Here is a 13,843-nt window from a genome sequence, read left to right on the forward strand (position 1 = left end):
GCGCCCTCTTTGATCAAGCCCAAACCCAGATCGCAGATCTGACAGGCAGTAAATCTCGTGTACCAGAAACCAGAAATCACCGGTCACGGCGCTTGTGACTGCCCCGTTTGGCGACACGCTGCCACCAGGTGTCAACCAGACCGCTATCGACCGGGGCGTTCAGATAAGCCGCGAGCAGTTCGCGGATTTCCGTTTCGTTCCAGACCGGTGCGCGGCGCAGCAGAGGCTCGATGTCCTTGACCCGGTCGCGCTGGCCGAAGATCGACTTGCGTGTCTTCTCAAGGTCGATCAGCTGCGCCATGTACTCACCGCCCCGGGCCCGCATGAAAATATGCTTGGGGTAGAAACAGCCGTGCACCTGACCCGCCTTGTGCAGCGTGCGCGCCAGTTGCCCGCACGCCTGCAGAATCGCCAGACGCTCGGTGGCCGGCCGCTCGTGCCAGTCCTGCAACAGCGTGTCCAGATCGGTCCAGCCATCCAGTGCGCGGGTCATCAGGATTGCGCGGCGCTCGCCGTCGACTTTCCTGTCCGCGTAGAACACTGCATGCAGCGCCGGAATGCCCAGCTTCTGATACAGGCTGATGTTGCGAAACTCACGGGAGAAAGACGGCTCGCCAAACGGGTGATGCAGGGTGTACGTCAGGTAATTGCTCTGGCGCTTGAGGTAGTAGCCGGACCCTTCCAGCTCCAGGCGAAACACACTGCTCCAGCCGCCACGGCCGGTGTTGGGCTCGTCCACCGCATCGAGCTCTACGTTCCACAACGCATCGAAGTCCGCCAGACCGTGCCGTTCGAGCAGGCCCCGGTCGGCGTCAGCAATGAAAACACTCATTCGCGACCCTCAAAAAAACTGACGATGTGGCGGATGCGCTTCTTGTCAGAATCATTCAAGCGTTCACGACCACGATATTGCAGATAGAACCGCAGGCGCTGGGTGGCCGACAGGTGATATTTGGCGACCTTGTCCAGGCACGCGAGGTCTTTGGTGATCCGGTAACGCAGCATGAAGCTGACCCAGAACGCGCCGTTGGGGCAGTCGATGAGGAACACCGTCGCCTGATCGTCCACCAGCAAGTTGCGCCACTTCAGATCGTTATGGGTGAAGTGATGATCGTGCATGGTCCGGGTGTAGCGCGCGACCTGCTGGCTGACGCCATTGACCCACGCGCGGCTGTCGAGGCGCGTGTCGTTGACCCGCGCCAGTTCGGACAGGTCTTCGGTACGCGGCAGCTCCCGAGTGATCAGCGCGCCGCGATCATACGCAGCGCCATTGCGCTCCAGGCCCCAGGCGACGACTTCTGCGGTCGGGATGCCCCACTTGGCGAAGCGCTTGAGGTTTTGCCATTCGGACTTGACCCGGGGCCGTCCCAGATACCGGCGCAAACCCTTGCCCGCCGCGACGTAGCGCTTGACGTAGTAGTTCACGCCACCGCGCTCGACGCGGATGACTTCGGACAACGGATCGCGGGTCAGGCGCTCGCCTTTGAGGGCGAACACCGCGTCGAGGGTGCCGAAGTCGTCTGTCAGCGCGGCGTAGCCAGGCTCCAGATTCCAGCCCGCCATCAGAGCGCGTCTCCGTAACGCAATTTGCGCTGATAGAGCTTCTCGGCCTTGCCTTCAAGCCAGCTCAACAGCGCCGATTCCTGGGCCAGGATCTGCCGCAGGGGCTGCTGGAAATAGCCCTTGAGAAACCGCAGTTTGTCGCGCCGGGTCAGGCCAATGTCCATCGCCGAGAAATACAGCGCGGCCAGGTCTTTGTTGCGCCAGCGCTGGGTGATCGCCGGGCGCGTCTGGGCGCGGTGCAGGTCGATCACCGAGAGCCGGAAGCTATCGGGCGTGACCGGCGTGTCGGTGTGCAGCAGAAAATGACAGATGTAGCAGTCGCGGTGGTTGACCCCGGCGCGGTGCATCATCCCGACCAGCCGCGCCACTTCGGCGATGTACGCGCGCTTCATGCGTGGCTCGGGCGGCTCGTTGCGCCAGTTGAGGCTGACATCTTCCAGGCTCTCGGTCGGCGCCAGCTCTTCGGTGATGATGAACGAATGCTGCATCGCCGGATTGTTGCCGCGCTCGCCGTACGCCACGGCAGTCATGGTCGGCACGCCGACTTCATGCAGGCGATTGACCGCGTCCCACTCCTGACCCGCGCCGAGCACCGGCAATTTGGCGGTCAGCAGGTTTTTCGCCACTTCACCCCAGCCGATGCCGCGATGGATCTTGACGAAATAACCGCGCCCGTCGACCTCCGTGCGCAAGGTGCGCCGGTTCTCGAGTTCGCGGTAGACCTGGCCTTCCAGCGCCTCGACGGCCTCGAACGCATCGCGCCCGGCCCAGAGGGTCTTGAAGGGTTCAGCAAGGATCAGTTTCATCCGTGGTGCTCCGCCAGAATCACATCCGCAGCGTGCTGCGGCATGCTGTAAAGATCAGCCGTGTCGGCGAATGCCAGCCCGTTGCGGCTCCAGGTGCCGCGCGCGGTGTCGTCCTTGAGGATGCGGGCCAGGTATTGATTGAGCTGGCTCTGTTCGAACGGCTCATCAAGCACCAGACCGCTGTCGGCTTCGGCAATGTAATGGGCGTAGCCGCACACCGCGCTGACCAGCACCGGGAGCCCTGCCACCAGCGCTTCAAGGAGCACGGTGCCGGTGTTTTCGTTGTACGCCGGATGAATCAACAGGTCGGCGCCCAACAGAAAACGCGGAATGTCGCTGCGCCCTTTCATGAAGGTGACGTGATCGCCCAGGCCCAGCGTCGTGCTCTGCACCTGGAATACCTTGGGGTCGTCCTGGCCGATGACAAACAGGCGCGTGCGTTTTTTCAATTCTGCGGGCAGCGCCGCCAGCGCCTTGAGGCTGCGATCGACGCCCTTGGTTTTGAAGCCGGAGCCGATCTGCACGAGCAGCAGGTCATCGTCGGCCAGCTTGAATTCCCGACGAAATTCAGCGCGGATTTCGGCGGCATTCGGCGGCGCCCGGCGGTCCTGGGAGATCCCCGGCGGCAACAGATGAAAGCGTTCCAGCGGCGTGTCGTAATGCTTGATGAACAGCGGCTGCTGCACTTCGGAAATCATCAGCACTTCGGTCTTCGCGTCTTTGCCGAACACCGCGCGCTCGTAGTCGGCGAAGTGACGGTAGCGGCCCCAGTATTTGTACAGGCCGTGGCGCAGGTTCTGGGCCTTGTCTTCGTAACAGCCGTCGGCGGCGTAATACACGTCCAGGCCGGGCATCTTGTTGAAGCCAATCAGCCGGTCCACGGGACGCTTGGCCAGGTCGGCGTTCATCCAGTCGGTGAGCTTTTCGTTGCGACGGTGGTTGAAGATTGCCTTGACCGGCGCCACCAGCACTTCGAAGCCGGGCGGCACGTCGCCTTCCCAGATCAACGTGTAGACGCGGATTTTATGGCCGCGCTGCTGGCACTCCAGGGCGATGCGCATGAAGTCGCGCTGCAGGCCACCGAAGGGGAAGTATTTATAAAGCACGAATGCCAGTTGCATCAGGGATGTTCCTTTGCCAGCAATAGCGCACCTAACTGGTTCGCTACCCGCTCGGGATTCAGGCGAGTGAAGCACATGGGCCACTCGCGTTCGGTATCGACCTGACGCTGATCTTCAGGCGTCGGTCGGTAAGTGCATTTCTTTTGCAGGCACGGCGCGCAAGCGGGGTAATCGGCCGCCAGATGAACCTGCGACCGGCCGTACGCGCCGGTCAGGCCCGGATTGGTCGGGCCGAACAGCGACAGGGTCGGTACGTCCAGTGCTGCAGCCAGATGACCAAGACCGGTGTCCACCGCGACGCAACCCTGGGCGCTCGCCAGTACGCGAGCAACCCCTGCCAGATTGAGTTTGGGCAACACGACGGCATTATCAAGGCCATCGGCAATGCGTTCGGCTCGTGCCTTCTCGGCCGGGTTGCCCCACGGAAGACGCACTTCAAGTCCCTGACCGATCATTCGTTCGGCCAATTGCCGCCAGTAAAGCTCGGGCCAATGTTTGGTGTCCCACGTGGTGCCGTGCAGAAACAGTACGAAGGGCGCGTCGTTTGTGGCGGTGAGCAAGCGGCTGCGGTCAAGGCCGTAATCGCCCAGTCCCGCAGGCACCTGATAGCCCAGCGCCTGACCGAACAGCTGACGCAACCGCTCGACCGCATGCTGGCCGCGGGCAACGGCATAGGGGCGATCGTAGAAACGGGCGGCCATGGGCTCCCGCGCAGAAGTCTTGTCCAGGCCGGCGATGGGCGCTTTGACGTAGCGGGTAAGCCATGCGCTTTTCAGCAGGCCCTGGGCGTCGATCACCACATCGTAACGGGTGTCGCGCAGACGCTGTTTGAACTGGCGCCATTCGCCGTTTTTGAGGGTCTGCCAGAGGTTCTTGCGCCAGCGACGGATGGCCACCGGAATGACGTTGGCGACCGCTGGATGCCAGGTCGGAATCTCGGCGAAGCCCTCTTCCACCACCCAGTCGAACTGGATGCCCGGCAGCGCGCCCATGGCGTCAGTCAGCGCGGGCAAGGTGTGGATCACGTCACCCAGTGACGAGGTTTTGATCAGCAGTACCCGCAAGTCAGGCGACCTCGACCGGGGCGGCGCCAATACGGCCGAGGGCCTGGATCACCGAATCCGGCTCCAGCAGGCGCAGGCAGTTGTAATGACCGAAGCGGCAGGTGCGCTCGAAGCACGGGCTGCACTCGATGCCGAGGCGGACGATCTCGACTTCATCGGCCAGAGGCGGCGTAAAGCCCGGCGAGGTTGAACCGTAGACCGCCACCAGCGGGCGATTCAGCGCGGCGGCCACGTGCATCAGCCCGGAATCGTTGGAGACGACTGCGTCCGCGCAGGACAGCAGGTCAATGGCTTCGGCCAGTGAGGTGCCGCCGCTGAGGTTCATGGATTCTTCGCGCAGGCCCGGAATCAGCCGCTCGCGGATGCTTTCGCCCACGGCGTGGTCGTTCTTCGAGCCGAATAGCCAGACTTGCCAGCCTTCACGGATCTTCGCTTCGGCGACTTTGGCGTAGTGCTCGGAAGGCCAGCGCTTGGATTCACCGAACTCGGCGCCCGGGCACAGCGCGAGCACCGGCCGGTCGAGGCTCAGACCGAACTTGGTTAGCGCCGCGTCGCGACTCGCCGCTTCGATTTGCAGGCTGGGTTTGGGATAAGGGTGCGGCAACTCGGCGCCTTTGTCGTAGGCCAGCGCCATGAAGCGTTCGATCATCAGCGGGTAGCGCTGCTTGTCGAGGGTGCGCACGTCGTTGAGCAGGCCATAGCGAAATTCGCCACGCCAGCCGGTGCGTTTGGGAATACCGGCAAAGAATGGCACCAGCGCCGACTTCAGCGAGTTGGGCAGCAGAATCGCCTGATCGTACTGGCCCTTGAGGGATTTGCCGATGCGCCGGCGCGTGGCCAGCTCCAGCGCGCCATGGCCGAGCGGGAAGCTCAAGGCCGTGCGCACTTCGGGCATGCGCTCAAGAATCGGCCGGCTCCACTCGGGCGCCAGCACATCGATTTCGCACTGCGGGTGACGCTGCTTGAGGCACTGGAACAGCGTCTGCGCCATCACCATGTCACCGACCCAGCTGGGCCCTACGATCAGAATTCTCATGCTCATCCAAAAACGACCAGAAACGAGCAGGGAGGCCCATCAGACTGCGTGATGCTTGCACACGCCGCCTGACGCCTCCCTGTCATAGCTTTATATAGATCCGTGAGATCCGAACCCTGCCAGCAATCAACTCAGCCCCAACGCTCCCCAGATCCGCATCACTTCGCGCCGTTCGGTGGCGAACTGGTCGCCGGCCACAACACCCGGATCGTTCTGCAGCGCCTGTCGGTGAGCGGCCGAGCGGTAGGCCTTGTACGCCTCACGCAGCAGGCCGGCATCGGCGGCGGCCATCAGACCGGCCTCTTCAAGGCCTTCGAGAATACGGATGTTATCGGTGTAACGAAGCAGCGCGGGATGCTCTCTGGACCACGCCAGGGCCGCGTATTGCACCATAAATTCAATATCGACGATACCTCCGGCGTCCTGCTTGAGGTCGAACCGCGCCGTCGGTTCAAACGCATTCGCCCCTTTGCCGGCCGTCGTTGTACGGGTGCCGAGGTTGTCGCGCATCTTGGCGCGCATCTCGCTGACCTCCTGACGCAGCTTCGGCAGATCCCGCTCCCGCCCCAGCACCGAGGCGCGCACGGTCTCGAACTGCCGGCCGACATCGGTGCTGCCCACCAGCACCCGCGCGCGCACCAACGCCTGATGCTCCCAGGTCCAGGCCTCGTTCTCCTGATAGCGGGAAAATGCCCCGAGGGAACTCACCAGCAAACCCGCCGCGCCGGACGGACGCAGGCGCATGTCGACTTCGTACAACTGGCCCGAGTTGGTCTGGGTGGTGATCAGGTGAATGATCCGCTGACCGAGCCGGGTGAAGAACTGCGCGCCATCGATCGGCTTGGCCCCGTCGGTTTCAGCCTGGGGATCGCCATCGTGAATGAACACTAGGTCCAGATCCGAGCCGTGACCCAGTTCGATACCGCCGACCTTGCCGTAGCCGACGATGACAAAACCGGGGTCGCACAAGGTGCCGTCCGGTCGGCGCGGTGCACCGTGACGGGCGACGGTGTGGCGCCAGGCGAGCGCCAGCACTTGCTCCAGAATCGCTTCGGCCAGCCAGGTCAGGTAATCGCTGACTTTCATCAGCGGCAGGCTGCCGGTGATTTCCGACGCAGCCACGCGCAGACGGTGAGCCAGCTTGAAATGCCGCAGGGCTTCCATTTGCTGTTCCAGGTCGTCTTCAGGAATACGCGTCAGACGCTCGCGCAGCTCGGCGGCCAGTTCAAGCGCCTGTGGCGGGCTGAACAGGCGACCTTCGTTCAGCAACTCATCCAGCAGCAGCGGAAAACGGGCAATCTGCTCGGCAATCCACGGGCTGGCCGCGCACAGGGTCAATAATCGACGCAACGCGCCGGGGTTTTCGGTGAGCAAGACCAGATACGCCGAGCGACGCGCCACCGCTTCCACCAGCGGCAGCACGCGCTCGAGCACCAGATCGGGATTGTCGTGCTCGACCGCTTGGGCGAGCAGCCGCGGAATAAAGGCATCGAGCCGCTCACGCCCCAGCCGCTGCATGGAGCGAAGTTGCGAACTGTTGCGCAGGTTGCTCAGGTTTTTCAGCGCCTTTTGCGCGTCAGCAAATCCGCCCTCCTGGAGCTGGAGGCAGGCGCTTTCTTCGTTCTGCGACTCTTCCCACAGAGGCAGCCACTCTCCGCCGACGATTTCGTCGCCGTGGTCCTGCTGGCCTTCTTCCTCGTCCGGGTCGGCGATAACCTGACGAAAGTGCCACGCGACGCGCTCACGCCAGTACATCAGTTGTTCATGGAAACTCGCCCAATCGGCAAAACCCATCATGAAGGCGATGCGCGCCTGATCCTGCGGGTCGTCGGGGAGCATTTGCGTCTGCCGATCGGCAATCGCCTGAATGGCGTGCTCGGTGTAGCGCAGAAACTGATAACCCTCACGCAGTTCATCGATGACGGCAGCGGGCAGATAGCCCTGGCCCTCAAGGGTTTTCAGCACCTTGAGCAGTGGCCGCTGCTGCAGACTCAAATCGCGACCGCCGTGAATCAATTGAAACGCCTGGGCGATGAATTCCACTTCACGAATGCCGCCGGACCCGAGCTTGATGTTCTCGGCCATACCCTTGCGCCGGACTTCCTGCTGGATCAGCTGTTTCATGGTGCGCAGCGCTTCAATGGCGGAGAAGTCCAGATAGCGGCGATAGACAAACGGCCGCAGCATGTCGAGCAACTCGCTGCCCTTCTCCTGATCGCCGCCCACCACACGGGCCTTGATCATGGCGTAGCGTTCCCAGTCACGGCCCTGATCCTGGTAGTACTGCTCCAGCGCGTTGAAGCTGAGCACCAGTGCACCGGAAGATCCATACGGGCGCAGGCGCATGTCGACCCGGAAGACAAAGCCGTCGACCGTGACCGGGTCCAGCGCCTTGATCAATCGCTGACCCAGGCGGATGAAAAATTCCTGATTATCGAGCGGGCGTTTAACGCCCTGGGTTTCGCCGCCCTCGGGGTAGGCAAAGATGAGATCGATGTCGGACGATAGATTCAGCTCGACGGCGCCCAGCTTGCCCATGCCGAGGATGACCATCTGCTGTGCCTCGCCGGTCCGACGGCCGGTCGGCACGCCGAATTGCTGACAATGCCGCTCGTACAGCCACTTGTAAGCCAGATCGATGCAGCCATCTGCCATGTCCGAGAGATCGCGGCAGGTTTCCACCAGATCAGCCTGCCGGGTCAGATCCCGCCAGATAATTCGCACTTGCTGGCGCGTGCGTTGACGACGTAGATTACGCCCCAACTCATCGTCGCTGGCAGCCTGAATGACTGCATTGGCGATGTGCCCAAGCAGCTCGCCGGGCGCAAAACTGCGCTCCAGCTCACCGGATTCAGCGAGGTCGAGCAGCATCAGCGGATCGCGTGAAACCTGATCGGCGACGAAGTCGCTGGCCGCACACACACGATCGAACGCCAGCAACCGCGCCTCGGGCCAGGCCTGAAATGGATGCCTGGCGTCATCTGTGAGGGCATCGAGCGCGGTGCGCCAGGATTGGCGCGCACGAGTGACGAACGGCAGAAGGACAGCCGGCAGCTCGGCCAGCAGGGGAAGGCTCATGGTCTATCCTTGATCGGCATTCAAATGGCAGCACGCCACGGCGGTTGTATACACGCAACGGACGGACTGTCGAACAAAGGTTAAAAATTGCTGATGACGGGCATTTTCTGGCTTTCAGCATGACAGGTCCGGCGATTCGTCAGATTTTTACACTGAGAACCCTGCTTTAACGGACACTGCACCACGAGTGAAAACGTCGCTCAGCTGTAGTTTTACTACTGTATATACAAGTCAAAAAGCTGAATTAGCCCGAGATTTGTAGTAAAACTACACAACGCCGGGGACCCATCCGGTCATCCAAGAATTTTATATCGTCTGCCCACAAGGCCAGTCGCAACAAACTCAGGCAACCGATTCTGGAAGCCTTTCCGCCCTGGAGCAAGCCATGCAAGACCTCGATCCCGTCGAAACCCAGGAATGGCTGGACGCCCTGGAATCGGTTCTCGACAAAGAAGGCGAAGACCGTGCTCATTACCTGATGACCCGTATGGGTGAGCTGGCCACACGAAGTGGTTCGCAACTGCCTTACGCCATCACCACGCCTTACCGCAACACCATCCCCGTTACCCACGAAGCACGCATGCCCGGCGACCTGTTCATGGAACGCCGCATCCGCTCGCTGGTACGTTGGAACGCTTTGGCGATGGTGGTCAAGACCAACATCGGCGACCCGGATCTGGGCGGCCACATCTCCAGCTTCGCTTCCAGTGCAACCCTGTACGACATCGGCTTCAACTACTTCTTCCAGGCCCCGACCGACGAACACGGCGGCGACCTGATCTACTTCCAGGGTCACGCATCGCCAGGCGTCTACGCCCGTGCGTTCATGGAAGGGCGCATCACCGAAGACCAGATGAACAACTTCCGTCAGGAAGTCGATGGCAACGGTCTGTCGTCCTATCCGCACCCGTGGCTGATGAAAGACTTCTGGCAGTTCCCGACCGTTTCCATGGGTCTGGGTCCGATTCAGGCGATCTACCAGGCGCGCTTCATGAAGTACCTGGAGCACCGCGGTTATATCCCTGAAGGCAAGCAGAAAGTCTGGTGCTTCCTGGGCGACGGCGAGACCGACGAGCCGGAATCCTTGGGCGCCATCGCCCTGGCCGGTCGCGAGAAGCTCGACAACCTGATCTTCGTCGTGAACTGCAACCTGCAGCGTCTGGACGGTCCGGTTCGCGGCAACGCCAAGATCATCCAGGAACTGGAAGGCGTGTTCCGCGGTGCTCAGTGGAACGTGACCAAAGTCATCTGGGGCCGTTTCTGGGACCCACTGCTGGCCAAAGACGTCGACGGCATCCTTCAACGCCGCATGGACGAAGTCATCGACGGCGAATACCAGAACTACAAAGCCAAAGACGGCGCTTTCGTGCGCGAACACTTCTTCAACTCGCCAGAACTCAAGGCGATGGTTGCGGATATGTCCGACGACGAAATCTGGAAGCTGAACCGTGGCGGCCACGACCCGTACAAGGTCTACGCGGCCTACCACGAGGCGGTGAACCACAAGGGTCAGCCGACCGTGGTTCTGGCCAAGACCATCAAGGGTTATGGCACCGGCGCCGGTGAAGCGAAAAACACCGCGCACAACACCAAGAAGGTCGACGTCGACAGCCTGCGTCACTTCCGTGACCGCTTCGACATCCCGGTCAAGGACGATCAGCTCGAAGCCCTGCCGTTCTACAAGCCGGAAGAAGGCAGCGCCGAAGCGCGTTACCTGGCCGAGCGTCGTGCCGCACTGGGCGGCTTCGTGCCACAGCGTCGTGCGCAGAGCTTCAGCCTGCCGACCCCGCCGCTGGAAACCCTCAAGGCGATCCTTGACGGCTCCGGCGATCGCGAAATTTCCACCACCATGGCCTTCGTCCGCATCCTGACCCAACTGGTCAAGGACAAGGAAGTGGGTCAGCGCATCGTTCCGATCATCCCGGACGAAGCCCGTACCTTCGGTATGGAAGGCATGTTCCGCCAGCTGGGCATCTACTCGTCCGTAGGCCAGCTGTACGAGCCAGTCGACAAAGAACAGGTGATGTTCTACCGCGAGGACAAGAAAGGTCAGATCCTCGAGGAAGGCATTAACGAAGCCGGCGCGATGTCGTCGTTCATCGCGGCAGGTACCTCGTACAGCAGCCACAACCAGCCGATGATTCCGTTCTACATCTTCTACTCGATGTTCGGTTTCCAGCGTATCGGCGACCTGGCATGGGCTGCAGGCGACAGCCGCACCCGTGGCTTCCTGATCGGCGGCACCGCCGGTCGTACCACCCTGAACGGTGAAGGTCTGCAGCACGAAGACGGTCACAGCCACATCCTGGCCTCGACCATCCCGAACTGCCGCACCTTCGATCCCACCTATGGCTACGAGCTGGCGGTGATCATTCAGGACGGCATGAAGAAGATGTTCGAAGAACAACAGGACGTCTTCTACTACCTGACCGTGATGAACGAGTCCTACACGCAACCTGCCATGCCGGCCGGTTCCGAGGAAGGCATCATCAAGGGCATGTACCTGCTGGAAGAAGACACCAAGGAAGCCGCACATCACGTGCAGCTGCTGGGTTCGGGCACCATCCTGCGTGAAGTACGCGAGGCGGCGAAGATCCTGCGCGAGCAGTTCAACATTGGTGCGGACGTCTGGAGCGTCACCAGCTTCAACGAATTGCGTCGCGACGGCCTGGCCGTAGAGCGCAGCAATCGCCTGAAGCCGGGTCAGAAGCCACAGTTGAGCTACGTTGAAGAATGCCTCAATGGCCGTAAAGGTCCGGTGATCGCTTCGACCGACTACATGAAACTGTTCGCTGACCAGATCCGTCAGTGGGTTCCGACCAAGGAATACAAGGTGCTGGGCACCGACGGTTTCGGCCGTAGCGACAGCCGCAAGAAGCTGCGCAACTTCTTCGAAGTTGACCGTCACTTCGTGGTGCTGGCCGCCCTGGAAGCCTTGGCCGATCGCGGCGATATCGAACCTAAAGTCGTGGCGGAAGCCATTGCCAAGTTCGGCATCGATCCTGAAAAGCGCAACCCGCTGGACTGCTAAGGTCTGCGTAACGATCGAATAGAGCGCTGAAAGGTGCGCGAAACAGCCGCCGATGCGGAATTTACTTCGGTAAATGAGCATCCAGGCTGTTTCGTCGCAGATGAATCGGCGCAGTCGAGGAACAGGTTCTCCTAAGGAGAGACATTGTGAGTGAGTTAATTCGAGTACCCGACATCGGCAACGGTGAAGGTGAAGTCATTGAGTTGATGGTCAAGGTCGGTGATCGCATCGAAGCTGACCAGAGCGTGCTGACGCTGGAGTCGGACAAGGCAAGCATGGAAATCCCTGCGCCTAAAGCCGGTGTCATCAAGGCGATGAAAGTGAAGCTGGGCGACCGCCTGAAAGAAGGCGACGAACTGTTCGAGCTGGAAGTGGAAGGCGAAGCGGCGGCCGAGCCGGCTGCTGCACCTGCTGCTGCCGCGCCTGCCCCTGCTGCTGAAAAGCCAGCCGAGAAGCCGGCCGAAGCCGAAGCGGCGCCTGCCGCAGCGGCTGCACCTGCCGCGTCGGACACGGTTCAGGACATCCACGTTCCGGACATCGGTTCGTCGGGCAAGGCTCGCATCATCGAGCTGATGGTCAAAGTGGGCGACAGCATCGAAGCTGATCAATCCTTGATCACCCTGGAATCCGACAAAGCCTCGATGGAGATCCCGTCTCCCGCCGCAGGCGTTGTCGAAAGCATCAGCGTCAAGGTCGAAGACGAAGTCGGTACCGGCGACCTGATCCTGAAATTGAAAGTGGCGGGTGCTGCACCGGCTGCGGCGCCTGCACAAGCTGCTGCCCCGGCTCCGGCGAAGGCGGAAGCGGCTGCTCCGGCGCCCGCTGCTGCTCCGGCTGCGAAAGCTGAAAGCGCGCCTGCTCCAGCAGCTGCGCCAGCCGCTGCACCTGCGAACAACGGCGCCAAGGTTCACGCTGGCCCGGCTGTTCGTCAGCTGGCTCGCGAGTTTGGCGTCGAGCTGAACGCTGTTTCGGCAACCGGCCCACATGGCCGCGTGCTGAAAGAAGACGTCCAGGCGTACGTCAAATCGATCATGACCAAGTCCAAGGACGCGCCTGCTGCTGGCGGCGCTGCCGGCGGCATGGGCATCCCGCCGATTCCGGAAGTCGATTTCAGCCGTTTCGGCGAAACCGAAGAAGTGCCAATGACCCGCCTGATGCAACTGGGCGCAACCGGTCTGCATCGTAGCTGGCTGAACATTCCGCACGTCACGCAATTCGACCAGGCCGACATCACCGACCTGGAAGCTTTCCGTATCGCGCAGAAAGCCGTGGCCGAAAAAGCCGGCGTCAAGCTGACCATTCTGCCGCTGCTGCTCAAGGCCAGCGCGCACATGCTCAAGGAGCTGCCGGACTTCAACAGTTCGCTGGCGCCAAGCGGCAAAGCGATCATTCGCAAGAAGTACTTCAACATCGGTTTCGCGGTGGATACGCCGGAAGGCCTGCTGGTCCCGGTGATCAAGAACGTCGACCAGAAGAGCCTGCTGCAACTGGCAGCCGAAGCGGCCGAGCTGGCGGAAAAGGCACGCTCCAAAAAGCTGTCGGCCAACGACATGCAAGGCGCCTGCTTCACCATCTCAAGCCTGGGCCACATTGGCGGCACCGGCTTCACGCCGATCGTCAACGCGCCGGAAGTCGCGATCCTTGGCGTGTCCAAGGCCACCATGCAACCGGTCTGGGACGGCAAGGCATTCCAGCCTCGCCTGATGCTGCCGCTGTCGCTGTCCTACGATCACCGCGTGATCAACGGCGCCGCCGCAGCGCGCTTCACCAAGCGTCTTAGCGAATTGCTGGCGGACATCCGCACGATCCTGCTGTAAGCCGTACAAGGCCCGTTTCTCGCGAAACGGGCTTGCGTTTTCTCGAGCTGCCACGCTCGTACCTCAACCCCGCTCACTGGCGGGGCTTTTTTTGCCCTTTTAAAATGGATTCATCAGCGGCTACAAAGGCCCTACAGTATTCGGTCGCGCTGCCGATAACTGATCATGCACAAATACCAGCCGCTCGACCCTCACCCTGACAATCCGATCAATTACCTCCAGTAAATCAACCGTCTGCCGACAGATTTATAGCACTAAGCCATCGCGCTGACTTGTCAGCCCGTTCGCCATGATGCAACCTTGCGGCACGCGACTTAAAGACGGGCT

9 protein-coding genes are annotated in these 13,843 nt (G+C 61.5%); 2 read left to right on the forward strand and 7 right to left on the reverse strand.

What is annotated here, in order from left to right; translation table 11 throughout:
• Positions 1 to 76: 76 nt before the first annotated feature.
• The 7 genes from ABEH28_RS05700 to glnE form a co-directional block, all read right to left on the reverse strand.
• Complete coding sequence (locus tag ABEH28_RS05700) at positions 77 to 832, reverse strand: lipopolysaccharide kinase InaA family protein (protein WP_346629356.1); 756 nt, start codon at positions 830 to 832, stop codon at positions 77 to 79.
• The gene (locus tag ABEH28_RS05705; RefSeq protein ID WP_346629357.1) at positions 829 to 1,563 is read right to left on the reverse strand and encodes a lipopolysaccharide kinase InaA family protein; all 735 of its coding nucleotides are present in this window, start codon (positions 1,561 to 1,563) and stop codon (positions 829 to 831) included. The genes ABEH28_RS05700 and ABEH28_RS05705 overlap by 4 nt, the downstream gene beginning before the upstream one ends.
• Entirely contained in the window at positions 1,563 to 2,369 is an 807-nt protein-coding gene (rfaP, locus tag ABEH28_RS05710; protein WP_192171140.1) for a lipopolysaccharide core heptose(I) kinase RfaP, read from the reverse strand. The genes ABEH28_RS05705 and rfaP overlap by 1 nt, the downstream gene beginning before the upstream one ends.
• On the reverse strand, positions 2,366 to 3,490 hold the full coding sequence (locus tag ABEH28_RS05715; protein WP_346629358.1) for a glycosyltransferase family 4 protein: 1,125 nt from the start codon (positions 3,488 to 3,490) through the stop codon (positions 2,366 to 2,368). The genes rfaP and ABEH28_RS05715 overlap by 4 nt, the downstream gene beginning before the upstream one ends.
• Positions 3,490 to 4,554 (reverse strand): lipopolysaccharide heptosyltransferase I, encoded by a 1,065-nt coding sequence (gene waaC / locus ABEH28_RS05720; protein WP_346629359.1) that lies wholly within the window; start codon positions 4,552 to 4,554, stop codon positions 3,490 to 3,492. The genes ABEH28_RS05715 and waaC overlap by 1 nt, the downstream gene beginning before the upstream one ends.
• Before the next feature lies 1 nt (position 4,555).
• On the reverse strand, positions 4,556 to 5,590 hold the full coding sequence (gene waaF, locus ABEH28_RS05725; protein ID WP_346629360.1) for a lipopolysaccharide heptosyltransferase II: 1,035 nt from the start codon (positions 5,588 to 5,590) through the stop codon (positions 4,556 to 4,558).
• Positions 5,591 to 5,716: 126 nt separating this feature from the next.
• Positions 5,717 to 8,668, reverse strand: a complete 2,952-nt coding sequence (gene glnE / locus ABEH28_RS05730; RefSeq protein ID WP_346629361.1) for a bifunctional [glutamate--ammonia ligase]-adenylyl-L-tyrosine phosphorylase/[glutamate--ammonia-ligase] adenylyltransferase — start codon at positions 8,666 to 8,668, stop codon at positions 5,717 to 5,719.
• Positions 8,669 to 9,053: 385 nt separating this feature from the next.
• Between glnE and aceE the strand changes: the two genes are divergently transcribed.
• Together aceE and aceF are read left to right on the forward strand one after the other, a co-directional pair.
• A complete protein-coding gene (gene aceE, locus ABEH28_RS05735) occupies positions 9,054 to 11,699 on the forward strand; it encodes a pyruvate dehydrogenase (acetyl-transferring), homodimeric type (protein WP_282371694.1) in 2,646 nt (881 codons plus the stop codon).
• Positions 11,700 to 11,845: 146 nt separating this feature from the next.
• Positions 11,846 to 13,516, forward strand: coding sequence for a dihydrolipoyllysine-residue acetyltransferase (aceF, locus tag ABEH28_RS05740; RefSeq protein ID WP_346629362.1), 1,671 nt, complete (start codon positions 11,846 to 11,848; stop codon positions 13,514 to 13,516).
• The last annotated feature ends 327 nt before the right edge of the window (positions 13,517 to 13,843 follow it).

The organism is Pseudomonas sp. Ps21-P2 (assembly GCF_039672565.1).
Lineage (GTDB): Bacteria > Pseudomonadota > Gammaproteobacteria > Pseudomonadales > Pseudomonadaceae > Aquipseudomonas.